Raw genomic sequence first — 26,698 nt, 5'->3', positions numbered from 1 at the left:
TAAAAAAGGAGTTAAAGTGGTAACAATAGAATTTCTTGGACCAATTAATAAAAAACCACTTACTTTAGAGATAAAGAATCTATTAGAATTAAGTGATATATTAAAAGAAGATGCAGATATGAGTGCATGGCTTGAGAACTGTGCGGTTGCAGTTAATGATACTATGGTTAGCTCAAAAGATATTACACTAAATAGTGGAGATAAAGTATCTCTTTTACCTCCTGTTTGTGGCGGGTAAATATTAAATGAAAAGCGAATAATGAATAATGAATAATGAGAAGAGATTACAATTATTTGATGGGGCATTGCCTGTTGAACAAATTACCAATGGATGGTATGATGAATTTAAGAACTCTAATTATGGTGCAATAATTACTTTTGTGGGAGTAGTTAGAGATGAAGATGGCATAGATGGCTTATCTTTTGATATTTATGAACCTATTTTAAATAGTTGGTTTAATTCTTGGCAAGAAAAAGCAAAAGCTCAAAATGCAATTGTGCTTATGGCTCATAGTAAGGGTGATGTGCTTAATCATGAAAGTTCATATATAGCAGCTGTTTGTTCTCCTAAAAGAAGAGTTGCTTTAGAATTAATTGATGAGTTTGTAGAAGATTTTAAAAAAAGTGCTCCTATCTGGAAATACGACATAATAGAGAAAAAAAGAGTTTATGCTTTAAATCGAAGTACTAAAATTAAAGGTTCAGGAATATTGGCATGAGAATAGATTTACATAACCATACAACACTTTGCAATCATGCAACTGGAACTATGGAAGAGTATGTAAAAAAAGCAATTGAAGTAGGAATTGATGAGTTTGGTTTTAGCGAGCATGCTCCTATGGATTTTGATAAGAAATATAGACTTGATATTTCCCAAAAAGATTATTATGAAAATGAAGTCAAAAGATTAAAAGAAGAGTATAAAAATCAAATAAAAATTTTACTAGCGTATGAAGTTGATTTTATGCAAGATGTAAAGATGTTAGATGTCATTTTAAATGCAAAAGTTGATTATCTTATTGGCTCTGTTCACTTTTTAGATGGCTGGGGTTTTGATAATCCAGAGTTTATTGGTAAGTATGAAAATAGAGATATCGATAAGATTTGGCAAGACTATTTTGATACTGTTCAAGTAATGGCTAAATCAAAGCATTTTGATATAGTGGGACATATAGATTTAATAAAAATATTTAAATTTTTACCCCAAAAAGATATAAAATTAATCGCTCAAGATGCTTTAAAAGAGATAAAAAAATCAGACATGGTAATTGAGATAAATGCAGCAGGGCTAAGAAAACCTATAAATGAAGTTTACCCTTCAAAAGATATCTTAGAGTTAATAGCTGAATTAGATATCCCTATAACATTAAGTTCAGATGCCCACAGTGTTGAACAAATTGGTTTTAAATATGATGAAGTTGCAAATTATGTTAAATCTTTTGGCTTTACAAAAGTTGCAACATTTGATAATAGAAATAGAAAATTGGTTAATTTTTAGACAATCTTAAAGCAAAAAAAATCACAAATAATTTTATAAATGTTTATTTTTTATACAACTTTTTTGTGTTTTCTAAACTTTATTTTGATAAAATGAGTTAAATTAAAATATCAGGAGATACTGTATGGGTAAATTTGTTAACGATAGTAAAGAGTTTTTTAAATATTGTGAAGAAAATGAAGTTAAATTTGTAGATTTAAGATTTACAGATATGAAGGGTATGTGGCATCATTTAACTTATATGTTAAGTGCAGTAAATGATGATAATTTAACAAATGGTATGCCATTTGATGGTTCATCAGTTGATGCATGGCAACCAATTAATAAATCAGATATGATTTTAAAACCAGATGTTGGGACTGCATTTTTAGATCCTTTCACAGCTGATTCAACAATTATCGTAATTTGTGATGTTTATGATATCTACAAAGGTGAATTATACGAAAAATGTCCAAGATCTATTGCTAAAAAAGCATTAACTCATTTAAGTGAGTCTGGTGTTGGTGATGTTGCTTACTTTGGTCCAGAAAATGAATTCTTTATCTTTGATGATGTAAAAATTATGGATAATATTAATGAATCATATTATAGAGTTGATTCAGAAGAGGGTTGTTGGTCTGATGCTAGAGAAATTGAAGGTGGAAACATTGGACATAGACCTAGAACAAAAGGTGGATACTTCCCAGTTCAACCAACAGATTCAATGGTTGATTTAAGAGCTGAAATGATGTTAGTATTAGAACAAGTTGGTTTAGAAGTTGTTTTAGGACATCATGAAGTTGCACAAGCACAAGGTGAAATTGGTATTGTTTTTGGTGACTTAATTGAAGCTGCTGATAATGTTCAAAAATACAAATATGTTTGTAAAATGGTTGCACACTTAAATGGTAAAACTTGTACATTTATGCCAAAACCACTTTATGGTGATAATGGTAACGGTATGCACGTACACCAATCAATCTGGAAAGATGGTAAAAACTTATTCTATACAGAAGGTGAGTATGGAAATCTTTCGGAAATGGCTAGACATTATGTTGGTGGAATTTTCAAACATGCTAGAGCAGTTGCTGCATTTACTAATCCATCAACTAACTCTTATAAAAGATTAATTCCAGGTTTTGAAGCTCCTTCAATCTTAACGTACTCTTCTCAAAATAGATCAGCTTCTTGTAGAGTTCCATATGGAGCAGGTGAAAAAGCTACTAGAATTGAAATGAGATTCCCAGATTCAACTTCTTGTCCTTATTTAGGGTTTGCAGCAATGTTAATGGCTGGACTTGATGGTATTGCTAATAAAGTTGAACCAATTGGTCCAATGGATGAAGATTTATTTGAAATGCCTTTAGATGAAATTAGAGAGAGAAAAATCCCTCAAATGCCTCATACATTAAGAGGTTCATTAGAAGCATTAATTAGAGATAATGATTTCTTAAAACCAGTATTTTCTCAAGATATGATAGATACTTATCAACACTATAAATTTGAAACTCAAGTTCATCCTGATGAAGCTAGACCAACAGCGTTTGAATTCATGAGTACTTATTCTTGTTAATAACAAGAATAAGTTTTTAAAAGCTTGGCTTTTTAGCCAAGCTTTTTTTTTGTCTTATTTTTAGAATTGTATTTGGTTTTTTTCTAGAAGTCGTGATTTATTTAACGGAAGTTTTGAAGTCTCTGTGTAATACTCTTTTTGCCCATTTAGTATAGTTGTTTTTACTTCAGCTGGTTTTGTAAATTCTCTTTTAATTTCAGGGTGAATCTTTAAATAGTTTTTATAAAAGTATGCAAATGCTGGTCCTGAAGATCTACCACCTGTTTCACTTTTTCTCATGGGTTTATTATTGTCATTTCCAAACCAAATTATTGTTTGTAAAGTTGGACTAAAGCCACAGAACCAAGCATCAATATTATTGTTTGTTGTTCCTGTTTTTCCTGCAATTTCAATGCCACCAACTTTTGCCATTCTTCCAGTACCATTTCTTACAACTTCAGTTAGCATTGTTGTCATTAAGTAGGACTGTTCAGGGGTTGTTACAAATTTTTCTTCTGGTTCAAAATTTACAGTTTGTTTATATCTATTTGTAATTGAGTTTACGATATAAGGTTTTACTTGAATCCCTCCGTTAGAAAACATAGAGTATGATTGTGATAAATCAATAGGTGAAATTCCAAAACTTCCCAAAGTAATAGATAAATCAAATGGCATATCTTCAAGGCTATAGTTTTTTAAACCTCTATATACAACATCTATTCCTATATCATTTACTAAGTTTATTGTCGCAAGATTTCTAGAGTGAACTAAAGCTTCTCTTAAAGAGATTAGGCCTTTATAGTTTTCCTCATAGTTTTTAGGCTGCCATCTTTTTTTAGTACTCTCTTCTTCAATGTTATCATCTAAAGAGGCATCTTCTTGGGCAGTCTCTTCTTTTGTATTTTCATTTGCTTTTTCTGTCTCTTCATCATCAAACTCATAGGTTCTTGAAATATCAGCAATCATACTTGCAGGTGAATAACCTAAATCCAAAGCTTGTTGATAAATAAATGGTTTTACAGCACTTCCTGGTTGTCTCTTACTTTGAACAACTCTATTGAAAGTAGATTCTTTATAATCAATCCCTCCCACCATGCTAATAATTTTTCCTGTTTTATTTTCAATAGAAATTAATCCACCATTTAAAGTTTTTGTAAATGATTCTTGTTCTTCAATTAACTCCATAGGAAAAATCTCTAAGTTCTTATATGCAAGGGATCTAAAATATTTATCTCTTTTTATAATATTATTATATGAAAGATCTAATGCTTTTCTTGCTATTTCTTGTGCTTTTAAGTCAATTGTTAAATTTATAGTATAACCCTCTTCTTTTATATTGGGAATACTTTTTTTCAACTCTTTAAAAGCATAATCAATTACATATGGAGCTTTGTTTTTAGTAAGTGTTTGATTATAAACTTCAGGTGTAAAATCTATTGCTTCTTGGAACTCTGATTCATTTATCCAACCAAGTGTTTTAAGTCTATTTACAACTTGATTAGCTCGTGCAAGAGTAAATTTTAGATTTCTTGTTGGATCATAAAAACTTGGTGCTTTTGGAAGACCAACTAAAATTGCAATCTCTTTTAATGATAATTCATAAAGATCTTTTTTGAAGTATCCTAATGCAGCAGTTCTAATACCATAGTAACCGTGTCCAAAATAAACTTGATTTAAATATCTCTCTAAAATCTCTTCTTTTGTTAAAACTTGTTCAACTCTTAATGCAAGTAAGGCTTCTTTTATTTTCCTCATAATCTTTTTTTCTCTTGTTAGTAAAATATTTTTTACTAATTGTTGAGTTAAAGTACTTGCTCCTTCCACTAATTTACCTGCTTTAATATCTTTTATCAGTGCTCTGCTAATTGCATCAAGATTTATACCTGAATGCTCGAAAAATTGCGTATCTTCAATAGCTAGAAGTGCTTCAATAACTCTAGGTGGTATATCTTTGTAATCCACATAGACTCTATTCTCTTTTTCGAATATATTTGCAACAAGCTCTCCATTTTTATCATAAAACTGAGTTGTTAATGGTGGTTTATAATTAACAAGTTTATCAATATCAAATCTTAAGCTAAGATATAAGTAAATTAGCCAAGAAAACAGACCAAGTATAATAGCTGCAATAATTCCTAAAATGTATTTTATCATTATGCTTCCCTAAATTTTTTATTTATAAAGTTTGAATCTATTAGTTCAATAGTATATTCATTTTTTGGTTTTGATAAAACTTCTTCTGTTTTACCAGATTCTATTATTTTACCATTTTTTAAAATTATAATATCTTCACATAAATCTTTTATAGAATAAATGTCATGTGTAACATACAATATTTTTAAATCTAAATCTTTTTTTAAATCTTGAAGTAAATTCAAGATAATTTCTTTGTTTTTTGTATCAAGAGCTGTTGTTGGCTCATCTAATAACAATAGTTTTGGTTTTTGGCTAATTGCGATTGCAATTACTACCCTTTGGAGCTGCCCTCCACTTAATTGTGAAGGAAATCTATTTAAAACAAACTCTTTCAATCCTACAAGTTTTAAGGCTTCATTTTTTTCTTTTTCATTACAAAAAAATTGATTATCTATTTTTGTCATGGGAGATAAAGAGGTAAATGGGTTTTGGGGAATAAAGCCTATATCTTTATTATCAAGTTTTAAAGTTGAATCTATCTCAATAATTGAATCTAAATTCGATGGAAGAAGGTTTAGAATAGACTTTAGAGTAAGAGACTTTCCGCTTCCACTTTCCCCAATAAGAGCCATAGATTTATTTATGTCAAAATTTAAATTAACTAATTCTTGATTATTATTTTTAATTTGAAGTTTATTAATTATAATTTTTGACATGTTTTGTGCTTATATTAAAGCTTCATCCATTTCTTGTGGAATTTCTATATTCATAAGTTTTAATATGGTTGGTGCAATATTATTTAAACTTCCTGTTTTTACTTCTTTTACATTTTCACTAATAACAAAACAATAAACATCTCCAACTGTATGATTTGTAAGTGTTTCTCCATTTTCATTTTTCATCATTTCACAGTTTCCATGATCTGAAGTTAATACTATATTATAGTCAAGCTTTTTTGCTTTTTCTAAAATAAGTCCAAGTTCATTATCAACAGCTTCAACAGCTTTTATGCCAGCTTCAAAAATACCAGTATGTCCCACCATATCTCCATTTGCAAAGTTTACAACAACAAAGTCATACTCTTCATCCATAGCGCGTCTAACTTCAACACCAACTTCAGGTGCACTCATCTCAGGCTTTAAGTCATAAGTTGGCACATTTGGAGAAGGGATTAATACTCTTGTCTCATTTAAAAATGGTTCTTCTACTCCACCATTAAAGAAAAATGTCACATGGGCATATTTTTCTGTTTCAGCAGTATGAAGCTGTTTTAGGCCATTTTTAGATATTACTTCAGCTAAGGTGTTTTTAGGCGTTTCTTTTGGGAAAAGAACAGGCAAGGGAAAGTTCTTATCATATTGGGTTATGGTTGCAATATTTAGATTTTTTTCAACTCTTAGAAATTCATCAAAATTAACATTTGCAATGGCATTTGACATCTCTCTCATCCTATCACTTCTAAAGTTACAAAATACTACTCCATCATTCTTCTCAAATCCATTATAGTTATTTAAAGAAGCAGGAAGAATGAACTCATCTAAAATATCTTGTTCATAAGATTCTTCAATGTACTCATTTATTGTTTTAGAAGATTTTGGAAGACCTTGTGCAATTGCATCATAAGCTTTTTTTACTCTATCCCATCTATTATCCCTATCCATTGCATAATATCTACCTGAAATAGTAGCAATAGAAATATTTTCATCACATATTTCTTCTATTTGTGAAATATATTTTTTAGCACAATTAGGAGCAACATCTCTACCATCTGTTATTATATGAATAAATACTTTTTTCCCTAAGTCTTTAGCGATTTTAGCAAAACCAATTATATGATTTATATGTGAATGAACTCCACCATCACTTAATAATCCTAAAAGATGGATGTTATTTGATTTTTCAATTGTTGAACTTAAAATTTTGTTATCTTTTAATGTATTATTTTTAATTGCTAAATTTACTTTTACTAAATCTTGGTATAAAACTCTACCACTTCCTATACTCATATGACCAACTTCACTATTTCCCATTTGTCCATCTGGAAGACCAACATGGGTACCATGGGTATGTATTAGTGAGTAGGGTACATTTTTAAACAGATAATCATAAGTTGGGGTATTTGCATTTTTAAGGGCATTAAAATTTGATGAATTATTATGACCAATACCATCTGTTATGATTAGAATTGTTTTATTTGTCATTCTTTAAACCTTTTGAAATTATTAATATAATATAATCCGAAGATTATATCTAAACGAAGGTTTAAATTTGTTTTACTGGTTCTATAGACATCTTGATATCAATATCTTTCAATATATCTCAATACGTGCAGGAATTGCTTTTATAATATCTTTTTTATTAAGTATGTATTTAATGCCAAAATTTATAAAATGGGCAAAAAATAAAAAGGCAAGTCAACCAATATATGAGCATGCTCCAAAGTCTCATCAAGAGAAATGTGGAACTCCAACAATGGGTGGAGTGATTTTTATTTTTTCTACAGTAATTGCCTCTTTATTAACTGCCAAACTAAATAATTTTTATATAACAGGTGGAATCATAACACTACTTATGTTTTGTCTAATTGGTATGAAAGATGATTTATCAAAAATTTTTAATCAAAAAAATTCTGCTGGTTTAAGTGCAAGAATGAAACTTATTTTTCAAATTATTTGTGCTTTTGTTGTTTCTGCAGTTTTATACTCCTATTCTCATAGTACAGATTTTTTTGTTCCTTTTTATAAGTTGCCACTTTTTGATATGGGAATTTATGCAATAGTTTTTTGGATGTTAGTAATAGTCTCAACCTCAAATGCGGTTAATTTGACAGATGGATTAGATGGTTTAGCAACTGTTCCTTCAATAATAGCTTTTTTTACTCTGTCAACTATTGTATACATTTCAGGTCATGCTATTTTTTCTTCATATTTACTTGTGCCTAACATCAAAATGGCAGGTGAATTAGCTATCTTAGGTTCTGCATTAGTGGGTTCCTTGATAGCTTTTCTTTGGTTCAATTCACATCCAGCTGAGGTTTTCATGGGAGATAGTGGTTCTTTGCCTTTAGGTGGGTTTATGGGCTACATGGCAATTGTTGGAAAAAGTGAAATTTTACTTTTAATTATTGGACTTATTTTTGTTGTGGAAACAGTCTCTGTAATACTGCAAGTAGGTTCTTTTAAATTAAGGCAAAAAAGAGTTTTTTTAATGGCTCCTATACACCATCATTTTGAGCATAAGGGCTGGAAAGAGAATAAAATAATAGTAAGATTTTGGATTATTGCTTTTATGGCAAACCTTTTTGCTCTTTTAAGCTTTAAACTTAGATAGGTAAACATGACTAGAGTATTAGGTAAAGGTGAGAACTGTAAAAAAGTAGTGAACAGTTTCACTTCTTTAAGTTCGGAACCGAAATCTATATGTGAGGTACGAACATAGATGAAGGCAAATCAAAGAATAAGAGTCCTTGGTAAAGGAGTTACCGCTAAAGCTATAGAAGAAGCTTTTGATGATGTAAAACTATATGATGATAGTGATTTTGGAACTTATGATAAGTCTTCAAATGATTTAACAGTTGTTAGTCCTGGGATTATGCCCTCTAATTATATGGTAAAGAATTCAAATAATATTATTAGTGAATATGATTTATTTGCTAATATTATACCTTTTAGTATTTGGATATCTGGAACAAATGGAAAAACTACTACAACTCAAATGTGTCAACAGCTTTTAGAAAAAAGAGGAAGTGTTTGTGGAGGAAATATTGGTACTCCTTTGGCTAAATTAGACAAAAATGCAAATCTTTGGATATTGGAAACCTCTTCCTTTACAAATCATTACACAAATAAAGCCAAACCAAACTTATATTTACTTCTTCCTATAAGTGAAGATCATATAACTTGGCATGGAAGTTTTGATGAGTATAAAAAAGCAAAACTAAAACCTCTTGATTTTATGGTAGAGGGTGAAATAGCTATTATTCCAGATGAATATAAAGATTATAAAAGTGATGCAAAAATCATAACGTATAAAAATAATGACTGTTTATGTAAAGAGTTTGGAATAGAAAAAGACAAAATAAAGTTTAAAGAGCCTTTTTTACTAGATTCAATTATGGCACTTGCAAGTTCAAAAATACTTTTTGATGAAGTTGATTATGAACTTATAAACTCTTTTATAATTGACCAACACAAAGTTGAAGAGTTTTATGATAAAAAAAATAGACTCTGGATTGATGATAGCAAAGCAACAAATATAGATGCAACAATAAATGCACTAAAGCCTTATGGCAATAAAAAGATAAATCTTATTTTAGGTGGGGATGATAAGGGTGCAAATTTAAAACCATTATTTGAAGAGCTAAAAAATTACGATATTACAATATTTGCAATTGGTTCAAATGAAGAAAAAATTCTTAATTTATCAAAAGAGTTTGGCATAGAATTTTTTGGTATGAAAATATTAAAAAATGCAGTTGAAAAAATCGACCAAATATCTACTCCAAACAGTATAGGCATGCTCTCTCCAGCTGCTGCATCTTTAGATCAATTTACCTCATATAAACATAGAGGTGAGGAATTTAAGAATCTTGTAAACTCTTTAAGCAAGAATTAATTAAACAGACATTATAATTTCAGTCCAAAAACGATGGCTCGGTAGCTCAGTCGGTAGAGCAAAGGACTGAAAATCCTTGTGTCGGCAGTTCGATTCTGCCCCGCGCCACCATTTTTGTAAACATATTTATATGCTGGTGTAGCTCAGTTGGCTAGAGCAGCTGATTTGTAATCAGCAGGTCGGGGGTTCAACTCCCTTCACCAGCTCCATATAAGTTATAAGTCTGCGAAATCTTCAAAATGAAGAACAGCGCTAGACCAGATTAATAATTTTCAACCGGTGAGGTTGGAGAGTGGTCAAATCCTGCGGATTGTAAATCCGCCGCCTACGGCTTCGAAGGTTCAAATCCTTCCCTCACCACCATTAAATGAGCGGGAGTAGCTCAGTTGGCTAGAGCTTCTGCCTTCCAAGCAGATTGTCGCGAGTTCGAGTCTCGTCTCCCGCTCCATTTATTTTTTATTGATTCTGGGAGCTGAGTTATATATAGCAAAAATTATAACTCTTTTACTACATGTAATCTCCTTGTAATCTTTTTTATAGTATAATTGCGACCCGTTAATATAATTTAGTTGTATATGTACATTTAAATTATGTGAATGTCTCACAACACCCCTCTGAATAGATTAGCTTTTGGGCTCATCTGCTCAGAGGGCAATTTAATTAAATCTTTTAAAGGAAAAATTCTATGGCAAAAGAAAAATTTGACAGAAGTAAACCGCACGTAAATATTGGTACTATTGGTCACGTTGACCACGGTAAAACTACATTAACTGCTGCAATCACAATGTGTTTAGGTCTTAAAAATGGTCAAGCGACTATGGATTACGATCAAATTGATAACGCTCCAGAAGAGAGAGAAAGAGGAATTACTATTGCTACTTCTCACGTTGAGTATGAAACTGAAACTAGACACTACGCACACGTAGATTGTCCAGGTCACGCCGATTACGTTAAAAACATGATTACTGGTGCTGCACAAATGGACGGAGCTATCTTAGTTATTGCTTCAACTGATGGACCTATGGCACAAACTAGAGAGCACATCTTATTATCTAAACAAGTAGGTGTACCTTACATTGTTGTTTTCTTAAATAAAGAAGATCAACTTGATGATGAAGATAAAGAAGAGATGTTAGAACTTGTTGAAATGGAAGTTAGAGAATTATTATCTACTTATGATTTCCCAGGTGATGATACTCCAATTATTGCTGGTTCTGCTTTCCAAGCATTAGAAGAAGCTAAAGCTGGTAAAGCTGGTGAGTGGTCTGAAAAAATCTATAACTTAATGGCAGAAGTAGATGCTTATATCCCAACTCCTGAAAGAGATTCTGACCAAGCATTCTTAATGCCTGTTGAAGATGTATTTACTATTCAAGGTAGAGGAACTGTTGTTACTGGTAGAATCGAAAAAGGTACTATTAAGTTAAACGAAGAAATCGAAATTGTTGGTATTACTGATACAAGAAAAACTACTGTAACTGGTATTGAAATGTTCAGAAAAGAAATGGACGAAGGTCAAGCTGGAGATAATGCAGGTATTCTTTTAAGAGGTATCAAAAAAGAAGATGTACAAAGAGGACAAGTTCTTATTAAGCCAGGAACAATTACTCCACATACAGAATTTAGAGGTGAAGTTTATATTCTTTCTAAAGAAGAGGGTGGAAGACATACTCCATTTTTCTCTGGATATAGACCACAATTTTATGTAAGAACAACAGACGTTACTGGTTCTTGTACACTACCTGAGGGAACTGAAATGGTTATGCCTGGGGATAATGTAGAAATGACAGTTAGTTTAGTTGCACCAATTGCTCTTGAAAAAGGTACTAAGTTCGCTATCAGAGAAGGTGGTAGAACTGTAGGTGCTGGAGTTGTTGCTGAAGTTATCAAATAAGGATTAATATGGCAGCAATTAGAATAAAAATCGGATTAAAATGTCAAGAGAGTGGAGATATTAACTACACTACTTGGAAGAACCCAAAAACTCATACTGAGAAATTTGAGGTTAACAAATATTGTCCGAGATTGAGAAAACACACTATTCATAAAGAAGTTAAGTTAAAGTCGTAAGACTTTACTTAACCGCTTTATCTTTTTAAGCAGGTCAGTAGCTCCAATGGTAGAGCGCCGGATTCCAAATCCGATGGCTGGGGGTTCGAGTCCCTCCTGGCCTGCCACTAAATATTTCTTAAAGTAGTAAAAATAACTTTTTTAAAAAATATTTATAAGCTAAATAATTATAACTCTGGAGTCGATTGTGAGTAAGTTAAAAACATATTATAAGAATGCAAAAGAAGAGATAGGAAAAGTAATTTTTCCAATAAAAGAGCAAATTAGGTCTGCTTATATTTCTGTTTTTGTTGTTGTAACAGTTATATCACTGTTTTTAGCTCTAATTGATGCGATTATGTCATTTAGCTTATCATCAGTAATGAACTAAGGAATTAAAATGGCACATTTATGGTACGCAATACAAACACATTCAGGAAGTGAATTAACAGTAAAAAGAGCATTAGAAAGATTAGCACAAGAAATGGCTGATGAAAAAATTGCTGATGTTTTAGTTCCTACTGAAGATTTAATTGAAGTAAAAAAAGGTAATAAAACAATAGTTGAAAGACCTTTATATCCAGCATATGCTTTTGCAAAAATTGATTTAGATACTGCTTTATGGCATAGAATTCAATCAATGCCAAAAGTTGGAAGATTTATTGGTGAGTCTAAAAAACCAACACCACTATCTGAAAAAGACATTAATTCTATTTTAGACAAAGTTAATAATAGAGCTGCTGCTAAGCCAAAAGTTTCATTTGATGAAGGTGAAATGGTTAGAATAAATGAAGGACCATTTGCAAACTTTAATGGAATCGTTGAAGAGTTTGATATAGCTTCAGGTGTTTTAAAACTAAATGTATCAATTTTTGGAAGAAATACTCCAGTAGAGATTTCTTATACACAAGTAGAAAGAGTAGTATAACTACTAAATAAATATAGACATTAGGCAATAAAATTAGCTTCTGAGTTTTCTTGCCTAATGTCTAAATCATTAAACAACAAATTTAAAAGGAGAAAAGATGGCTAAAAAAATAGCTGGTGTTTTAAAACTTCAAATTCCTGCTGGTGCTGCAAACCCATCACCACCTGTTGGTCCTGCATTAGGACAAAGAGGAATCAATATTATGGAATTCTGTAAAGCTTTCAATGAAAAGACTAAGGATAAAGCAGGTTTTAATATTCCTGTTGAAATTTCTTATTATACAGACAAAAGTTTTACATTTGTAGTTAAACAACCACCAATGACTGACTTAATCAAAAAAGCTTCAGGTGTTAAAAAAGGTAGCGATAACGCACTTAAAAACAAAATTGGTAAATTAACTAAAGACCAAGTAATGGAAATCGTTGATATGAAAATCAAAGATTTAAATACAGATGATAGAGAACAAGCTGCTAAAATAGTTGCAGGTTCAGCTAGATCTATGGGAATTGAAACAGAATAATATTTCTTTTCATTAGCCTTACCACCAGGCTTAAACGGCGGTAGCAAAAAAAAATAAATTGCGGAGAGTAAAATGGCAAAAGTTTCAAAAAGATATAAAAGTTTAATAGAAAAAATCGAAGATAAAAAATACACATTGGCAGAAGCAGTTGTTTGTGTAAAAGAATTAAAATCAGCAAAGTTTGATGAAAGTGTTGAAGTTGCACTTAATCTTAATGTAGATCCAAGACACGCTGATCAAATGATCAGAGGTGCAGTTGTTCTTCCTCATGGAACTGGTAAAACTGTTAGAGTTGCAGTTTTTGCTAAGGGAACTAAAATGGACGAAGCAAAAGCAGCTGGTGCTGATATTGTTGGAAATGATGATTTAGTTGAGTCAATTCAAGCTGGAAACATTGATTTTGATGTTTTAGTAGCAACTCCTGATTGTATGGGTATGGTTGGTAAAATTGGTAGAATTTTAGGGCCAAAAGGTTTAATGCCTAATCCTAAAACAGGAACTGTTACTATGGATGTATCAAAAGCTGTTAACGACGCTAAAGGTGGTAAAGTTACATATAGAGTTGACAAAAAAGGTAATATGCAAGCAGCAGTTGGAAAAGTTTCTTTTTCAAATGAAGCTATTAAAGAAAATATTGAAGCATTTATTGCAGCTATCAATAAAGCTAAACCTTCAACTGCAAAAGGTAGATTTGTTACTAATGCAGCAATTTCATTAACTATGTCACCTTCTATTTCATTAGAGACATTAGAAGTTATGGATATTAAATAAGGAACTATTCCTTATTTAATAACATTCAAATATGTTGATATAATCAATATTTTTGAGTGTTATTCAAAGCACTGAGAAAAAACTGAAGACAGCTGGTTAGATACCCCCGTATCTAATAAATCCCGCCGAAGTTGGATGTTTTGAAAGGGGGAAATATATTATGATGACTAAACAACAAAAAGCAGAAATCGTTGATTTCTTAACTTCTGAATTTAAAGAGTCTCAAGCTATCGTAGTTTGTGATTATAAAGGTCTATCTCATAAAGAGTTAGAATCTTTAAGAAAAGAAGCAAAAATCAATGGAACTAAAGTTCAAGTTGCAAAAAATACTCTTGTTACTGTTGCTGTTAAAAATGCAGAACTAGGTGATGTTGAATTATCTGGTACAAACATTTTTTTATGGTCTGAAGATCAAATTTCAGCTTGTAAAACTGCTGATACATTTGCATCTGCAAACAAAGATAAATTTGTAATTAAGTCTGGTATCATTGAAGGTAAAATTGCTGATCTTGCGACAGTTAATGCATTTGCTAAATTACCATCAAGAGATGAACTTCTTGGTATGCTTGCAGCTACTTGGATGGCTCCAGTTACGAACTTTACTATTGGGCTTGACGCTCTTAGAAAGAAAAAAGAAGAAGAGGCTGCTTAATAAGCGACAATTATTTAAAAAAAATAAAAATAAAAATTAGAAGGAAAAGAAATGGCAATTTCTAAAGAAGACGTATTAGAATATATCTCTGGTTTATCTGTATTAGAGTTATCTGAATTAGTTAAAGAATTCGAAGAAAAATTTGGTGTATCTGCACAACCTGTTGCAGTTGCTGGTGGAGCAGTTGCTGCTGAAGCTGGTGCTGGTGAAGAGCAAACAGAATTTAACGTAGTTATTCTTGATGCTGGAGACAAAAAAATTAACGTAATTAAAGCAATTAGAGCGTTAACTGGTCTTGGATTAAAAGAAGCAAAAGCAATGTCTGAAGAGTCTGGTGCAGTTGTTAAAGAAGGTATCTCAAAAGAAGATGCTGAAGCAGCTAAAACAGAATTAGAAGCAGCTGGTGCAAAAGTAGAATTAAAATAATTACATTTTTGTAATTCATTCTATGTAATACAAGGCTTACGAGCCTTGTATATAGATAGCATCTTTGAAGGCTAAGGTTAAAATTCCAAGGAATTTTAACCCTATCCTTTAAGGATGCTTTTGTGCTTTATACTAAAAAGCAAAAAAAATCAAATTTTAGACAAGGTGAACTATGCTAAATTCTTTAAAATCTGGTAATAGGCTTAGAGTCGATTTTGCTAAAAATCCACAACATATTGAAATTCCTAATTTATTACAATTACAACAAAATTCGTATGACAACTTCTTAATGGTAGGAAAAGACGAGAGAACTGATGCTGGTATTGAAAAAGTATTCAAATCAATTTTTCCAATTCATGATGCTCAAGGTAGAATTACTCTTGATTATATTGAAAGTGAAGTGGGTAAGCCAAAATATGATGTAAGAGAAGCTATGGTTAGAGGTCTTACATACTCTATTCCATTGAAAATCAAAATCAGATTAACATTATGGGACTTAAACGAAAAAACTGGTGAAAAAATCGGTGTTAAAGATATGAAAGAACAATCTTTATTCGTAAGAGAAATTCCTTTAATGACAGAGAGAACTTCATTTATTGTAAATGGTGTTGAAAGAGTAGTTGTAAACCAATTACATAGATCTCCAGGTGTTATTTTTAAAGAAGAAGAATCAAACACTGCAGGAAATAAATTAATTTATACTGGTCAAATTATTCCAGATAGAGGTTCTTGGTTATATTTTGAATATGATGCAAAAGATGTATTATACGTAAGAATCAACAAAAGAAGAAAAGTTCCAGTAACTATTCTATTTAGAGCATTAGGGTATTCAAAAGAAGATATCATCAAAATGTTCTATCCAATTTTAAATATCAAAATTAAAAATAATAAATTTTTAACTGAATTTAATCCTGATGATTTTACAGGAAGAGTTGAGTTTGATATTAAAGATGATAAAGGTAACTTAATCATTGGAGCAGGAAAAAGACTAACAGCAAGAAAAGCAAAAGCTTTAGAAGATGGTGGATTAAAGTTAGTTGAATATCCAATTGAATTATTAATGGATAGAAGTACAGCAAGCACAATATTTGACCCAGAATCAGGAGAAGTTTTATTTGATTCTTTAACTCATTTAGATGAATTAAAATTAAAAAAATTACTTGATTTAGGTTTTGACTCTTTTGATATTGCAAATGATTTAGCTCACGGTGTTGATGAATCTATTATTAATGCATTTACAGCAGATGCAGAGTCTTTAAAACTATTAAAGCAAACTGAGCAATTAGAAGATGAAAATGATTTAGCTGCTATTAGAATTTATAAAGTAATGAGACCAGGTGAACCTGTAACTAAAGAAGCTGCTAAAGATTTCGTTAAAAAGCTATTCTTCGATCCAGAAAGATATGACTTAACAAAAGTGGGAAGAATGAAAATGAACCACAAGTTAGGTGTAAATGTTCCTGAATATGTTACAACATTAACTTATGAAGATGTTATTAAAACAGTTCAATACCTTGTAAAAGTAAAAGCAGGTCATGGACATATTGATGATAGAGATCACTTAGGAAACAGAAGAATTAGAGCTATTGGTGAATTACTTGCTAATGAAATGCATTCTGGTTTAATCAAGATGCAAAAAGCAATTAGAGATAAAATGACTACATTATCTGGTACATTAGAAGATATTATGCCACATGATTTAGTTAACTCTAAAATGATTACATCAACTATTACAGAATTCTTTACATCTGGTCAATTATCACAATTTATGGATCAAACTAACCCATTATCAGAAGTTACTCATAAAAGAAGACTTTCTGCACTTGGTGAAGGTGGACTTGTAAAAGAGAGAGCTGGATTTGAAGTAAGAGATGTTCACCCAACTCACTACGGAAGAATTTGTCCAGTTGAAACTCCAGAGGGTCAAAATATTGGTCTTATCAATACTTTATCAACATTTGCAAAAGTAAATGAACTTGGATTTATTGAAGCTCCTTATAAAAAAGTTTCAGAAGGTGTAGTTTCTAACGAAATTATTTATGTAACTGCAACTCAAGAAGAGGGTTTATTAATTGCTCCTGGTTCTACTAAAGTTGATGATAATGGTAAAATTGTTGAGCCATTAATTGAAGCTAGACAAGATGGTGAAATTTTAATTGTTGAAAGAGCTAAAGTTGATTTAATTGATATCTCTTCACAAATGGTTATGGGTGTTGCTGCATCTTTAATTCCATTCTTAGAGCATGATGATGCCAACAGAGCACTTATGGGATCGAATATGATGAGACAAGCTGTTCCATTATTAAGACCAAATGCTCCAATCGTTGGAACTGGTTTAGAAAAAACAGTTGCAAGAGATGCTTGGGAAGCTATTAAAGCTGATAGAACAGGTGTTGTTGAAAAAGCTGATGCAAAAAATATTTATGTTAGAGGTGAAGACGAAAATGGTGCATTTATTGACCATTATAATGTAAATAAAAATGTTAGAACAAATAATAATACATCTTTTGGGCAAAGAATTGCTGTACAAGAGGGTGAAGTAGTTGAAAAAGGTCAAGTAATTGCTGATGGACCTTCTATGGATAAAGGTGAGTTAGCAGTTGGTGTTAATGCTTGTGTTGCCTTCATGCCATGGAATGGATATAACTACGAAGATGCGATTGTATTAAGCCAGAGATTAATTGAAGAAGATGCATTTACTTCTATTCACATTTATGAAAAAGAAGTAGAGTGTCGAGAGCTTAAACATGGTAATGAAGAGATTACTAGAGATTTACCAGGTGTTAAAGATGAGACAATTACTCACCTTGATGAATCTGGAATCGTAAAAGTTGGTACTTTTATCAAATCAGGTATGATTATGGTTGGAAAAGTTACACCAAAAGGTGAAATTAAACCAACTCCTGAAGAGAGACTATTAAGAGCTATCTTTGGTGAAAAAGCAGGTCATGTTATTAACAAATCACTTTACTGTCCTACTTCAATGGAAGGTACAGTTGTTGATGTTAAAGTATTTACTAAAAAAGGCTATGAAAAAGATTCAAGAGCAGTTGCAGAAATAGAATCAGAAAAAGCTGAACTTGATTTAAAACATCATGATAAATTACTTATGCTTGATAGAGAAGAGATTTTAAAAATCAATGATTTATTATCAAAAGCAACTTTATCAAAAGATGTAGACTTAGATGATACTGTTTATAAAAAAGGTGACAGTATTCCATTAGATGTATTATCTAGTGTAAATAGATTTGCTATGAAAAAAGTAGTATCTTCTTATTCTAAAGATATTGAGAAAAAGTATAATGATATTAAAGAATATTTCATTAATCAAAAATCTCAATTAAGAAAAGATCATGAAGATAAACTAGAAGTTTTAGAACATGATGATATTTTACAATCAGGTGTAATCAAGCAAGTTAAAGTTTATGTTGCAACTAAGAGAAAAATTAAAGTTGGGGATAAAATGGCAGGACGACATGGAAACAAAGGTATTGTTTCTAATATCGTACCACAAGTTGATATGCCTTACTTAGAAGATGGTTCAACTGTAGATGTTATTCTTAACCCACTAGGGGTTCCATCGCGGATGAATATTGGACAGATTTTAGAAGTTCACTTAGGATTAGTTGGTAAAAGATTAGGAAGTCAGATTCAAGATGTATTTGACGCAAAAAGAACAGAATTTGTTAGTGAATTAAGAGCTAAAATGACTGAAATAGCTGATGTTGCAAAACTTATGCATGGAAAAGAATTCTTAGCTAACTTAAGTGATGAAGAGTTAATCAAACATGCTCAAGACTGGACAAAAGGTGTTAGATTTGCAACACAAGTTTTTGATGGTGTAAAAGAAGATGAGTTTATTAAACTATTCGAATTAGCAAAAATTGACACAGATGGTAAAACTCAACTTATTGATGGTAAAACTGGTGATAAGATGAAAGAGAGAGTAAATGTGGGTTACATGTATATGCTTAAACTACATCACTTAGTTGATGAAAAAGTTCATGCAAGATCTACTGGACCATATTCACTAGTTACTCAACAACCAGTTGGTGGTAAAGCACTATTTGGTGGTCAAAGATTTGGGGAAATGGAAGTTTGGGCATTGGAAGCTTATGGAGCAACTGCTGTACTTAAAGAGATGCTTACAACAAAATCAGATGACGTTGAAGGAAGAACAAGAGCTTATAGAGCAATTTCAAATGGTGAAAATGTTCCAAAATCAGGTGTTCCTGAAACTTTCTTTGTATTAACAAAAGAGTTAAAAGCTTTAGGTTTAGATGTAGAGATTTTTGACGAGGTAGAAAATAATGAGTAAAAATACAGTGTTAGAAGCAATAGAGATTAAAGAGTTAGAAAGACCACAAGATTTTTCAGCATTTCAACTAAGACTTGCAAGTCCAGAAAAAATTCTTTCTTGGTCTTGTGGAGAAGTTAAAAAACCTGAAACAATCAACTATAGAACATTAAAGCCTGAAAGAGATGGATTATTCTGTGCTAAAATTTTTGGACCAGTAAAAGATTACGAATGTCTTTGTGGTAAATACAAAAAGATGAGATATAAAGGTGTTGTTTGTGAAAAATGTGGAGTTGAAGTAACTTCTGCAAAAGTGCGAAGACACAGAATGGGACATATTGATTTAGTATCTCCTGTTGCTCATATTTGGATGGTTAGTTCATTACCTACAAGAATAGGTACATTACTTGGTGTAAAATTAAAAGATTTAGAAAGAGTATTATACTACGAAGCATATATTGTAAATGAGCCAGGTGAGGCTTTTTATGATAATGAACATTCTAAAAAAGTAATGAAATATGATATTTTAAATGAAGAACAATATAGAACAATTTATGACCATTATGAACATACAGGTTTTGAAGCTAATATGGGTGGACAAATTGTAAGAGATTTACTCGAAAATCTTGATTTAATGGAATTATTACATAGCTTAAAAGAAGATATGAAATCTACTAAATCAGAAGCTAAAAGTAAAACTATTATTAAAAGATTAAAAGTAGTAGAAAATTTCATTAACTCTGGAAATAGACCTGAGTGGATGATGTTAACTCAACTTCCTGTTCTTCCACCTGATTTAAGACCACTTGTTTCACTTGATGGAGGAAAGTTTGCAGTATCTGATGTAAATGACCTTTATAGAAGAGTAATAAATAGAAATAACAGACTTAAAAGATTATCAGAACTTGATGCACCAGAAATTATTCAAAGAAATGAAAAAAGAATGCTTCAAGAAGCAGTTGATGCTCTATTTGACAATGGTAAAACTGCAAATGCAGTAAAAGGTGCAAATAAAAGACCACTTAAATCTTTATCAGAAATCATTAAAGGTAAACAAGGACGATTTAGACAAAACTTACTTGGTAAAAGAGTTGACTTCTCAGGTAGATCTGTAATTGTTGTTGGACCATCTTTAAATATGGACCAATGTGGTATTCCTAAAAAAATGGCTTTAGAGTTATTTAAACCGCATTTAATGGCAAAACTAGAAGAAAAAGGTTATGCAACTACATTAAAATCAGCAAAAAGAATGATTGAAGCTGAAACAAATGAAGTATGGGAATGTCTAAGTGAAATTGTTGATGAATATCCAATTTTACTTAACAGAGCACCAACTCTTCATAAACTTTCAATTCAAGCGTTTCACCCAACACTTATTGATGGAAAAGCTATTCAGTTACACCCATTAGTATGTTCTGCATTTAATGCCGATTTCGATGGTGACCAAATGGCAGTTCACGTGCCTTTATCACAAGAAGCAATTGCAGAAGCTAAGATTCTTATGATGAGTTCAATGAATATCCTTTTACCAGCATCAGGTAGAGCAATTGCTGTACCTTCTCAAGATATGATTTTAGGTATCTATTATCTATCATTAGCAAAAGATGGTGTTAAAGGTGAGCATAAATTATTTACGGGTGTAAATGAAGCAGTTATTGCTTTAGAAATGGGACAAGTAGATTTACATGCAAAAATTAGAACAAAAATGGAAGATAGAATCATCCATACAACGGTAGGAAGATTAATCATTCATAATATTTTACCTGATTTTGTTCCTTTAGAATTATGGAATAAAATTTTAAAGAAAAAAGATATTGGTATTTTAGTTGATTATATTTACAAACATGGTGGATATGAAGTAACTCCAAAGTTCTTAGATAATCTTAAAAACTTAGGTTTCAGATATGCAACAGATGCAGGTATTTCTGTTTCTATTGATGATATTAGAGTTCCAGAAACTAAGCCAGGACATGTTGCTAAATCTAAAAAAGAAGTTATTGAAGTTCAAAAACAGTTCGCACAAGGTTTATTAACTGAACAAGAAAGATACAATAAGATTATTGATATCTGGACAGAAGTTAATAATAAACTTGGTCGAGAGATGATGGAACTTGTTGAAACTGATAAAAATGGATTCAACTCTATTTATATGATGGCTGATTCAGGGGCTAGAGGGTCTGCTGCTCAAATTAGACAGTTAGCGGGGATGAGGGGACTTATGGCTAAGCCAGATGGTTCTATTATTGAAACACCAATTATCTCTAACTTTAAAGAGGGTCTAAACGTACTTGAGTACTTTATTTCTACTCACGGTGCTAGAAAAGGGTTAGCGGATACTGCACTTAAAACTGCAAATGCTGGTTACCTAACAAGAAAGCTAATTGACGTATCTCAAAATGTAAGAATCACTGCTGAAGATTGTGGAACTCATGAAGGTATTGAAATCACAGATTTATCAAGTGGTAATGAATTAACTGAGAGTTTAGAAGAGAGAATCACAGGTAGAGTTATTGCAGAAGATATTATTGATCCAATATCTAATGAAATACTATTTACTGAAGGTACATTAATAACTGAAGAAGATGCAAAAATTGTAAAAGAATCAGAGGTTAAATCAGTAGTAATTAGAACTCCATTAACTTGTAAAATTGAAAATGGTTTATGTTCAAAATGTTATGGTCTAAACCTTGGTGAACAAAGAAAAGCAAATCCAGGTGAAGCGGTTGGTGTACTTGCTGCTCAATCAATTGGTGAGCCAGGAACACAGCTTACATTAAGAACTTTCCACGTTGGGGGAACTGCTAGTGCAACTCAAACAGAAAGAGAATTAAGAGCTGAAAAAGAAGGGTTTATTAGATATTACAATATCAAAACTTATGTTTCTAAAGCTGATAAAATAATTGTAGCAAATAGAAGAAATGCAGGTATTTTACTTGTTGAGCCAAAAATAAATGCACCATTTAAAGGTAAAATTACAACTGAGACTCTTCATGAAGAGACAATTTTAACAATTACTAATGGAAAAGAAGAGAAGAAATTCTACTTAAGAAAAAATGATGTAGCAAGAGCAAATGAGCTTGCAGGTGTAAGTGGTAAAATCGAAGGTAAATTATATTTACCATATGCAGATGGTGAAGAAGTTGAAGAAAATGAATCTATTGTTGAGATGATTAAAGATGGATGGAATGTTCCAAACAGAATCCCATTTGCTTCAGAATTAAAAGTTCAAGATGGTGCACCAATTACTACTAATGTTATCTCTGGAGCTAAAGGTTCAGTTAAATATTATAAATTAACTGGGGATTATTTAGAGAGAAGACATGATATTAAAGCAGGACATAAAGTTGTTGAAAAAGGACTTTTCGCAGTAGTTGTTGATGCTGATGATAGAGAAGCATTAAGACACTACATTTCAAGAGGTTCTGTTTTAGAATTAAATGATAGTTCAGAGATTGAAAAAGATACAATTCTTGCTAAACCAGAAAAAGCAGAGCAAGTTGTAATTGCAGAATGGGATCCATATGCAAACCCAACTATTTCAGAAAAAGCTGGTACTGTAACATTTGAAGATATCATTCCAGGTATTACAGCATCTGAGCAATTTGATGATTTAACTGGTACATCTAAATTAGTAATTAATGAATATGTTCCAGCAGGATTTAAACCAACAATTGTATTGGCAACTGATGATAGTGAACTAATTAGATATACACTAGACCCTAAAACATCACTTTTTGTTGCAGAAGGACAAAAAGTTGAGATTGCTGATATTATTGGTAAAACACCAAAAGCTTCTCAAAAATCAAAAGATATTACTGGGGGTCTTCCAAGAGTATCTGAATTATTTGAAGCAAGACGACCAAAAAATATCGCTGTATTAGCATCTTTTGATGGTATTATTTCTTTTGGAAAAAGTTTAAGAAACAAACAAAGAATTATAGTTACAGATGATAAAGGTAATAAAGTTGAGTATTTAGTTGATAAATCTAAACAAATCTTAGTACACGAAGGTGAGTTTGTTCATGCTGGTGAAGCACTAACAGATGGGCAAGTTGCTTCTCATGATGTACTTAGAATCTTAGGTGAAAAAGCACTTCACTACTTTATTGTTTCTGAAGTACAACAAGTATATAGATCTCAAGGGGTAAATATTGCTGATAAACATATTGAGGTTATTTTATCTCAAATGTTAAGACAGGTATCTATTCTTGATGGTGGAGATACAAAATTCATCGTTGGAGATATGGTTTCTAAGAAAAGATTCCAAATTGAAAATAAAAGAATTATGAGATTAGGTGGAGAACCTGCGATTGCTGATCCTTTATTATTAGGTATTACAAGAGCTGCGGTTACATCTGATTCTATTATTTCAGCTGCATCTTTCCAAGAGACTACTAAAGTTCTTACAGAAGCTGCAATCTCAGCTAAAATGGATATGCTAGAAGACTTAAAAGAGAACGTTGTTATTGGTAGAACTATACCAGTAGGAACTGGTCTTTATAAAGATCAAAAAATTAAGTTTAAAGACTTAGAAGAATAGACAATAGAGCTTTAGCTCTATTGTTATTTACTTAAAATGGATTTATTCTCCTTACTCCTACTTTTTATGGCTGTTGAGCTTTTTGAATCAAATTGGCAAAAACATGACAATCTTTATGGATTGATTTACAATAACTATCAAATTTATATTAAAAATATTTTTATATATTTTATCTTACATGCAAGTTTTTTTTATGCTATTGCAGTAGCTGTTTATCTAAACAATTTTAACTTTTGGATGAGTTCAATTATTGTCATCAAGTTTTTAGATATGGCATTTAAAATTAATATGATGCAAAAACTAAACTCTGGTTTAGAAATACATGAAGTAATGCCAATAAATATTAAAATCACACCATTTTTTAGATACTTCAATGTACTACTTTACCCAGCCTCTTTTGCCATAGCCAATGGCATGATATTTTAGCTATTACTGATAATTAATATCAATTTAAAATAAATTAGATAATATTCTATTTATGAATAAATATGAATTTAAATACTTAATAATAAATGCAAAATACAAAACAAAATATGAAGTTATAATTGATATAAACAATAACGAGATTTATGGTTATGAAGCTTTGTCAACATTTGAAATTGATAAGGAAATCATTAATACTGAAGAAATATTTAGACAACTACATCACAATAATGAGTTGTTTTTTGATTTAGAAAAACGAAATAAACAATTACAAATAAAAAATTTTGAATTTCATAAAAAGCTTTTTTTAAATTTTGATGCTGATATATTTATCACTGAAGAACAAAAAGAGTTTTGGGAAAATTTTCTAACAAATAACAGAAAAGATATAGTAGTAGAAATAACAGAAAATGGAAGTGATGATGAGTCAAGTTCTAAGAGTATGAGAGATTTTTCATTTTGGCTAAAGCAAATGAATATAAATGCAGCATTGGATGATTTTGGGCAAGAAGGTTCAATGTTCTCTTTTTTTATAATGAACAATTCCCAATATATTAAAATTGATAAATCATTTATAAAGCAAATAAGAGCTAATAAAAACTATATACATTATTTAAAAGGCTTACTACTTACTATACAAGTTAATAACAAAAAGTCAATAATTGAAGGTATAGAAACAAAAGAAGATTTAGAATTAGCAAAAAAACTTGGCTGTGACTATGTTCAAGGATATTATTTCAAAGATTATAATATAATTCGATAATCTTACATTTTTTATAAGAATATAATGATAAAATAAATTTTAATAAAGGATAATAAATGCAATATTTAGTAATAGCATATGATAATGAAAATGCACTAGAAAAAAGAATGGCTGCAAGACCAGCTCATGTTGAGGCTACACAAAAACTTATGGCTGAAGGTAAGATTGTAAGTGCTTGTGCATTAATTGAAGATGATGTAATGGTTGGTTCATCTGTAGTAACAAACTTTGATAGTGAAGATGCTTTTAATGATTGGCTAGAAAATGAGCCTTATGTAAAAGGTGGAGTTTGGGATATGGAAGAGATTCAAATCGTACCTATAAAAGTTATGCCAAAAGCTTAACACCTACAACTTAGATAAGTAGCTTTATCTACTAAAGCTACTTATGTTTAAAATATCTAATTAACAACTTCTTCACTTACTATCTTTAACTCTTTATATGTATAATATACTATATTTTATGACTTAAGTGAGTAATTATGAAAAATAATATTGACATCATTATGTTAGGTGACTCTTTGATAGCAAGAGGTGAGTGGGATACTTTACTTTATCCTAAAAAAGTCATAAATTTAGGTCATGATGGAGATACAACCAAGGACATTTTATCAAGATTAGATTTGGCTATTGAAGTACATGCTAAAAATATTTATCTAATGATTGGTATTAATGACATGAATTCTTATAAAAGTTTGGATAAAATCTTTGAAAACTATGCGCTGATATTAAATGAGTTAAAAAAATCATCTTCAGAAGTTTTTGTTCAATCAATACTTTATACTCAAATGAACTCTTTTAATAAAAAAGTAAAAGAGTTAAATATAAGATTAGAAAACTATTGTGCTGATAATGATTTACAATTTATTGATTTAAATAAGCTCTTAGCTGATGATGAGACATTGTTAAGTGAGTTTACAACAGATGGCTTACATCTTAATACAAAAGCTTATATTGCATGGGCTAGAGAGCTTAGAAACTATTTTTAAAACTTTTAAATAATAGTTCTTTATGATTTATTGATGTATCTTGATTTAAAACCATAATTATAAAGTCAGCATTTAAAAAATGAGAATAAAAGTGCTCTATTTTTGGATAGATATAGCTTTTTTTTATTGAAGGATAAATATATTTTTTTGATGGGTAAAACTGCATTAAAATATAGAGTAAAAAAGTTGTTAAAATTGTCACTTCTAATATTGTAAAAAGTTTTGCAAAAAAAGATTTGATTTTTTCACTATTTATTAAACTTGTAAAAATTCTCAATAAAATATTCCATCCAAAATACAATATCAAAATATTAATAATAAAGGCAATAAGTATCAAAGTAGTATAGGTATCAGCTTTTGTAATATATAACTTTTGAAGTAGTGTTCCCGTAAAGCCAGCAAGTTTTGCTGAGATAGTAAGTATAAAAAAGATTTTGAAGTACTCAAATATCTTAAGATAGCTTTTTTGAATATAACTGTGATATATCAAAAAAGAGATGATTACAATAAGTATAAAATCAAGTATGTTATAAAATGTCATTCATAATTATAGCGTAACTAA

At 30.7% G+C, this 26,698-nt stretch carries 24 protein-coding genes and 5 tRNA genes; 25 read left to right on the top strand and 4 right to left on the bottom strand.

From position 1 onward, the window contains the following. The first annotated feature begins 16 nt into the window (after window positions 1–16). The 4 genes from ACNI28_RS04070 (at window position 17) to glnA (ending at window position 3,050) form a co-directional block, all read left to right on the top strand. Window positions 17–238 carry a MoaD/ThiS family protein gene (locus ACNI28_RS04070; RefSeq protein WP_419765763.1) on the top strand — a complete coding sequence of 74 codons (222 nt, stop codon included), beginning with the start codon at window positions 17–19 and terminating at the stop codon, window positions 236–238. 28 nt (window positions 239–266) lie between these two features. After that, complete coding sequence (locus tag ACNI28_RS04065; protein ID WP_419765761.1) at window positions 267–719, top strand: molybdopterin synthase catalytic subunit; 453 nt, start codon at window positions 267–269, stop codon at window positions 717–719. Continuing rightward, window positions 716–1,498: a histidinol-phosphatase gene (locus ACNI28_RS04060; protein WP_419765759.1), complete on the top strand. Its 783-nt coding sequence runs from the start codon at window positions 716–718 to the stop codon at window positions 1,496–1,498. Before ACNI28_RS04065 ends, ACNI28_RS04060 begins: the two co-directional genes overlap by 4 nt. A 124-nt stretch (window positions 1,499–1,622) precedes the next feature. Next, window positions 1,623–3,050: a type I glutamate--ammonia ligase gene (gene glnA / locus ACNI28_RS04055; protein WP_419765757.1), complete on the top strand. Its 1,428-nt coding sequence runs from the start codon at window positions 1,623–1,625 to the stop codon at window positions 3,048–3,050. A gap of 60 nt (window positions 3,051–3,110) precedes the next feature. Here the strand turns inward: glnA and ACNI28_RS04050 are convergent, their stop codons facing one another. The 3 genes from ACNI28_RS04050 to gpmI are packed head-to-tail and all read right to left on the bottom strand — an operon-like array spanning window position 3,111 to window position 7,366. Then, the gene (locus ACNI28_RS04050) at window positions 3,111–5,183 is read right to left on the bottom strand and encodes a transglycosylase domain-containing protein (protein ID WP_419765755.1); all 2,073 of its coding nucleotides are present in this window, start codon (window positions 5,181–5,183) and stop codon (window positions 3,111–3,113) included. Further along, window positions 5,183–5,881, bottom strand: a complete 699-nt coding sequence (locus ACNI28_RS04045) for an ATP-binding cassette domain-containing protein (RefSeq protein ID WP_419765753.1) — start codon at window positions 5,879–5,881, stop codon at window positions 5,183–5,185. The genes ACNI28_RS04050 and ACNI28_RS04045 overlap by 1 nt, the downstream gene beginning before the upstream one ends. A gap of 9 nt (window positions 5,882–5,890) precedes the next feature. After that, a complete protein-coding gene (gene gpmI, locus ACNI28_RS04040; RefSeq protein ID WP_419765751.1) occupies window positions 5,891–7,366 on the bottom strand; it encodes a 2,3-bisphosphoglycerate-independent phosphoglycerate mutase in 1,476 nt (491 codons plus the stop codon). Between the two features lie 67 nt (window positions 7,367–7,433). Here gpmI and mraY point away from each other — a divergent pair, with 67 nt between their 5' ends. The 21 genes from mraY to ACNI28_RS03935 all read left to right on the top strand — a co-directional run bounded on the left by mraY (window position 7,434) and on the right by ACNI28_RS03935 (window position 26,136). Continuing rightward, window positions 7,434–8,495, top strand: coding sequence for a phospho-N-acetylmuramoyl-pentapeptide-transferase (gene mraY / locus ACNI28_RS04035; RefSeq protein ID WP_419765749.1), 1,062 nt, complete (start codon window positions 7,434–7,436; stop codon window positions 8,493–8,495). A 108-nt stretch (window positions 8,496–8,603) separates the two neighbouring features. After that, complete coding sequence (gene murD, locus ACNI28_RS04030) at window positions 8,604–9,779, top strand: UDP-N-acetylmuramoyl-L-alanine--D-glutamate ligase (RefSeq protein ID WP_419765747.1); 1,176 nt, start codon at window positions 8,604–8,606, stop codon at window positions 9,777–9,779. A 35-nt stretch (window positions 9,780–9,814) separates the two neighbouring features. Continuing rightward, a tRNA-Phe gene (locus ACNI28_RS04025) sits at window positions 9,815–9,890 on the top strand. A 21-nt stretch (window positions 9,891–9,911) separates the two neighbouring features. Next, window positions 9,912–9,988, top strand: a tRNA-Thr gene (locus ACNI28_RS04020). A gap of 69 nt (window positions 9,989–10,057) precedes the next feature. Next, window positions 10,058–10,142: transfer RNA gene (locus ACNI28_RS04015), tRNA-Tyr, on the top strand. An 8-nt stretch (window positions 10,143–10,150) separates the two neighbouring features. Then, a tRNA-Gly gene (locus tag ACNI28_RS04010) sits at window positions 10,151–10,227 on the top strand. Between the two features lie 237 nt (window positions 10,228–10,464). Beyond that, the gene (gene tuf / locus ACNI28_RS04005) at window positions 10,465–11,673 is read left to right on the top strand and encodes an elongation factor Tu (protein ID WP_419765746.1); all 1,209 of its coding nucleotides are present in this window, start codon (window positions 10,465–10,467) and stop codon (window positions 11,671–11,673) included. A 17-nt stretch (window positions 11,674–11,690) separates the two neighbouring features. Then, window positions 11,691–11,849, top strand: coding sequence for a 50S ribosomal protein L33 (gene rpmG, locus ACNI28_RS04000; protein WP_419766447.1), 159 nt, complete (start codon window positions 11,691–11,693; stop codon window positions 11,847–11,849). 31 nt (window positions 11,850–11,880) lie between these two features. Continuing rightward, window positions 11,881–11,956, top strand: a tRNA-Trp gene (locus tag ACNI28_RS03995). A gap of 80 nt (window positions 11,957–12,036) precedes the next feature. After that, window positions 12,037–12,219, top strand: a complete 183-nt coding sequence (gene secE / locus ACNI28_RS03990; protein WP_419765745.1) for a preprotein translocase subunit SecE — start codon at window positions 12,037–12,039, stop codon at window positions 12,217–12,219. A 9-nt stretch (window positions 12,220–12,228) separates the two neighbouring features. Next, on the top strand, window positions 12,229–12,756 hold the full coding sequence (nusG, locus tag ACNI28_RS03985) for a transcription termination/antitermination protein NusG (RefSeq protein ID WP_419765743.1): 528 nt from the start codon (window positions 12,229–12,231) through the stop codon (window positions 12,754–12,756). 97 nt (window positions 12,757–12,853) lie between these two features. Beyond that, complete coding sequence (gene rplK, locus ACNI28_RS03980) at window positions 12,854–13,276, top strand: 50S ribosomal protein L11 (RefSeq protein ID WP_419765741.1); 423 nt, start codon at window positions 12,854–12,856, stop codon at window positions 13,274–13,276. A gap of 72 nt (window positions 13,277–13,348) precedes the next feature. After that, window positions 13,349–14,047, top strand: a complete 699-nt coding sequence (gene rplA / locus ACNI28_RS03975; RefSeq protein ID WP_419765739.1) for a 50S ribosomal protein L1 — start codon at window positions 13,349–13,351, stop codon at window positions 14,045–14,047. 163 nt (window positions 14,048–14,210) lie between these two features. Continuing rightward, window positions 14,211–14,699, top strand: coding sequence for a 50S ribosomal protein L10 (rplJ, locus tag ACNI28_RS03970; RefSeq protein WP_419766446.1), 489 nt, complete (start codon window positions 14,211–14,213; stop codon window positions 14,697–14,699). 51 nt (window positions 14,700–14,750) lie between these two features. Then, window positions 14,751–15,125 (top strand): 50S ribosomal protein L7/L12, encoded by a 375-nt coding sequence (rplL, locus tag ACNI28_RS03965; protein WP_419765737.1) that lies wholly within the window; start codon window positions 14,751–14,753, stop codon window positions 15,123–15,125. A 172-nt stretch (window positions 15,126–15,297) separates the two neighbouring features. Further along, window positions 15,298–19,443, top strand: a complete 4,146-nt coding sequence (gene rpoB / locus ACNI28_RS03960) for a DNA-directed RNA polymerase subunit beta (protein WP_419765735.1) — start codon at window positions 15,298–15,300, stop codon at window positions 19,441–19,443. Then, window positions 19,436–23,962 (top strand): DNA-directed RNA polymerase subunit beta', encoded by a 4,527-nt coding sequence (rpoC, locus tag ACNI28_RS03955; protein WP_419765733.1) that lies wholly within the window; start codon window positions 19,436–19,438, stop codon window positions 23,960–23,962. Before rpoB ends, rpoC begins: the two co-directional genes overlap by 8 nt. Before the next feature lie 36 nt (window positions 23,963–23,998). After that, complete coding sequence (locus ACNI28_RS03950; RefSeq protein ID WP_419765731.1) at window positions 23,999–24,388, top strand: hypothetical protein; 390 nt, start codon at window positions 23,999–24,001, stop codon at window positions 24,386–24,388. A 52-nt stretch (window positions 24,389–24,440) separates the two neighbouring features. Continuing rightward, window positions 24,441–25,148: an EAL domain-containing protein gene (locus ACNI28_RS03945; RefSeq protein ID WP_419765729.1), complete on the top strand. Its 708-nt coding sequence runs from the start codon at window positions 24,441–24,443 to the stop codon at window positions 25,146–25,148. Between the two features lie 56 nt (window positions 25,149–25,204). Next, window positions 25,205–25,492 carry a YciI family protein gene (locus ACNI28_RS03940; protein ID WP_419765727.1) on the top strand — a complete coding sequence of 96 codons (288 nt, stop codon included), beginning with the start codon at window positions 25,205–25,207 and terminating at the stop codon, window positions 25,490–25,492. A gap of 137 nt (window positions 25,493–25,629) precedes the next feature. Continuing rightward, window positions 25,630–26,136 carry a GDSL-type esterase/lipase family protein gene (locus tag ACNI28_RS03935; protein ID WP_419765725.1) on the top strand — a complete coding sequence of 169 codons (507 nt, stop codon included), beginning with the start codon at window positions 25,630–25,632 and terminating at the stop codon, window positions 26,134–26,136. On the opposite strand, the gene ACNI28_RS03930 is transcribed toward ACNI28_RS03935, so the two are convergent. After that, complete coding sequence (locus ACNI28_RS03930) at window positions 26,120–26,677, bottom strand: hypothetical protein (RefSeq protein WP_419765724.1); 558 nt, start codon at window positions 26,675–26,677, stop codon at window positions 26,120–26,122. The two genes, ACNI28_RS03935 and ACNI28_RS03930, sit on opposite strands and share 17 nt — an antisense overlap. Window positions 26,678–26,698 lie beyond the last annotated feature (21 nt).

This window comes from Arcobacter denitrificans (SeqCode) (assembly GCF_048571185.1).
Taxonomy (GTDB): domain Bacteria; phylum Campylobacterota; class Campylobacteria; order Campylobacterales; family Arcobacteraceae; genus Arcobacter; species Arcobacter denitrificans.
This window is presented reverse-complemented; position numbering and strand designations above follow the sequence as displayed.

Excerpts from the sequence above, each read along its gene's own strand:
- ACNI28_RS04065 (WP_419765761.1), top strand. The coding sequence starts at position 267 with ATGAATAATGAGAAGAGATTACAATTATTTGATGGGGCATTGCCTGTT.
- ACNI28_RS04060 (WP_419765759.1), top strand. The coding sequence starts at position 716 with ATGAGAATAGATTTACATAACCATACAACACTTTGCAATCATGCAACT.
- glnA (WP_419765757.1), top strand. The coding sequence starts at position 1,623 with ATGGGTAAATTTGTTAACGATAGTAAAGAGTTTTTTAAATATTGTGAA.
- ACNI28_RS04050 (WP_419765755.1), bottom strand. The coding sequence starts at position 5,183 with ATGATAAAATACATTTTAGGAATTATTGCAGCTATTATACTTGGTCTG.
- ACNI28_RS04045 (WP_419765753.1), bottom strand. The coding sequence starts at position 5,881 with ATGTCAAAAATTATAATTAATAAACTTCAAATTAAAAATAATAATCAA.
- gpmI (WP_419765751.1), bottom strand. The coding sequence starts at position 7,366 with ATGACAAATAAAACAATTCTAATCATAACAGATGGTATTGGTCATAAT.
- murD (WP_419765747.1), top strand. The coding sequence starts at position 8,604 with ATGAAGGCAAATCAAAGAATAAGAGTCCTTGGTAAAGGAGTTACCGCT.
- tuf (WP_419765746.1), top strand. The coding sequence starts at position 10,465 with ATGGCAAAAGAAAAATTTGACAGAAGTAAACCGCACGTAAATATTGGT.
- nusG (WP_419765743.1), top strand. The coding sequence starts at position 12,229 with ATGGCACATTTATGGTACGCAATACAAACACATTCAGGAAGTGAATTA.
- rplK (WP_419765741.1), top strand. The coding sequence starts at position 12,854 with ATGGCTAAAAAAATAGCTGGTGTTTTAAAACTTCAAATTCCTGCTGGT.
- rplA (WP_419765739.1), top strand. The coding sequence starts at position 13,349 with ATGGCAAAAGTTTCAAAAAGATATAAAAGTTTAATAGAAAAAATCGAA.
- rplJ (WP_419766446.1), top strand. The coding sequence starts at position 14,211 with ATGACTAAACAACAAAAAGCAGAAATCGTTGATTTCTTAACTTCTGAA.
- rplL (WP_419765737.1), top strand. The coding sequence starts at position 14,751 with ATGGCAATTTCTAAAGAAGACGTATTAGAATATATCTCTGGTTTATCT.
- rpoB (WP_419765735.1), top strand. The coding sequence starts at position 15,298 with ATGCTAAATTCTTTAAAATCTGGTAATAGGCTTAGAGTCGATTTTGCT.
- rpoC (WP_419765733.1), top strand. The coding sequence starts at position 19,436 with ATGAGTAAAAATACAGTGTTAGAAGCAATAGAGATTAAAGAGTTAGAA.
- ACNI28_RS03950 (WP_419765731.1), top strand. The coding sequence starts at position 23,999 with ATGGATTTATTCTCCTTACTCCTACTTTTTATGGCTGTTGAGCTTTTT.
- ACNI28_RS03945 (WP_419765729.1), top strand. The coding sequence starts at position 24,441 with ATGAATAAATATGAATTTAAATACTTAATAATAAATGCAAAATACAAA.
- ACNI28_RS03940 (WP_419765727.1), top strand. The coding sequence starts at position 25,205 with ATGCAATATTTAGTAATAGCATATGATAATGAAAATGCACTAGAAAAA.
- ACNI28_RS03935 (WP_419765725.1), top strand. The coding sequence starts at position 25,630 with ATGAAAAATAATATTGACATCATTATGTTAGGTGACTCTTTGATAGCA.
- ACNI28_RS03930 (WP_419765724.1), bottom strand. The coding sequence starts at position 26,677 with ATGACATTTTATAACATACTTGATTTTATACTTATTGTAATCATCTCT.